The organism is Providencia sp. PROV210, from assembly GCF_028479445.1.
GTDB classification, from domain to species: domain Bacteria; phylum Pseudomonadota; class Gammaproteobacteria; order Enterobacterales; family Enterobacteriaceae; genus Providencia; species Providencia rustigianii.
This window is the reverse complement of the sequence record NZ_JAMPNQ010000030.1, coordinates 1-1244: the sequence shown is the minus strand read 5'-3', so window position 1 is coordinate 1244 and position 1244 is coordinate 1. Positions and strand designations below refer to the sequence as shown.

Annotated in this window: 1 protein-coding gene; it reads right to left on the bottom strand. The window is 46.4% G+C overall.

The genetic code is table 11. The features are described 5' to 3' along the window. Nucleotides 1-60 precede the first annotated feature (60 nt). On the bottom strand, nucleotides 61-1244 hold a 1184-nt coding region (gene tuf / locus PR761_RS17110; protein WP_154600453.1), incomplete at its 5' end, for an elongation factor Tu.

Sequence of the window (1244 nt, the reverse complement as noted above, 5' to 3'; positions counted from 1 at the left end):
AAAAAGGACGCCCTAGGACGTCCTTTTTTAGTGGTTCTTTCTTATTCAGAAAGAGCGGTATTATGCAATGATTTTTGCAACAACACCCGCACCTACAGTACGACCACCTTCACGGATTGCGAAACGTAAACCATCATCCATCGCGATTGGGTGAATCAGTGTCACGATCATGTTGATGTTGTCGCCTGGCATTACCATCTCTACGCCTTCTGGCAGTTCGATAGTACCGGTTACGTCAGTTGTACGGAAGTAGAACTGTGGACGGTAGCCTTTGAAGAATGGAGTATGACGACCACCTTCATCTTTGCTCAGAATATAAACTTCTGATTCAAAAGTAGTGTGTGGCTTGATTGAACCTGGTTTAGCCAGTACTTGACCACGTTGAATTTCTTCACGCTTAGTACCACGCAGTAAAACACCAACGTTCTCACCAGCACGACCTTCGTCAAGCAGTTTACGGAACATTTCAACGCCAGTACAAGTTGTTTTAACCGTGTCTTGGATACCAACGATTTCAACTTCTTCACCAACTTTAACGATACCACGCTCAACACGGCCTGTTACTACTGTACCACGACCAGAGATTGAGAATACGTCTTCGATTGGCAGCAGGAATGGACGGTCAATTGCGCGCTCTGGTTCTGGGATGTAGCTGTCCAGGTAACCGGCTAATTCAACAATTTTCGCTTCCCACTCAGGGATACCTTCCAGCGCTTTCAGTGCTGAACCACGAACAACTGGAGTGTCGTCGCCTGGGAAATCGTACTGAGACAGAAGTTCACGAACTTCCATTTCAACTAATTCTAACAGTTCTTCGTCGTCAACCATGTCACATTTGTTCAGGAAAACGATGATGTAAGGAACACCTACTTGGCGACCTAACAGGATGTGCTCACGAGTTTGTGGCATTGGGCCATCAGTCGCAGCAACAACCAGGATTGCACCGTCCATCTGAGCAGCACCAGTGATCATGTTTTTAACATAATCGGCGTGTCCTGGGCAGTCTACGTGTGCGTAGTGGCGAGTAGGAGTATCATATTCTACGTGAGAAGTAGAGATGGTGATACCACGCGCTTTTTCTTCTGGTGCGTTATCGATTTGATCGAATGCACGAGCGTTACCGCCGTAAGTTTTTGCCAGAACAGTAGTGATAGCTGCTGTCAGAGTAGTTTTACCGTGGTCAACGTGGCCGATTGTACCAACGTTAACGTGCGGTTTTGAACGTTCAAATTTTTCTTTAGACA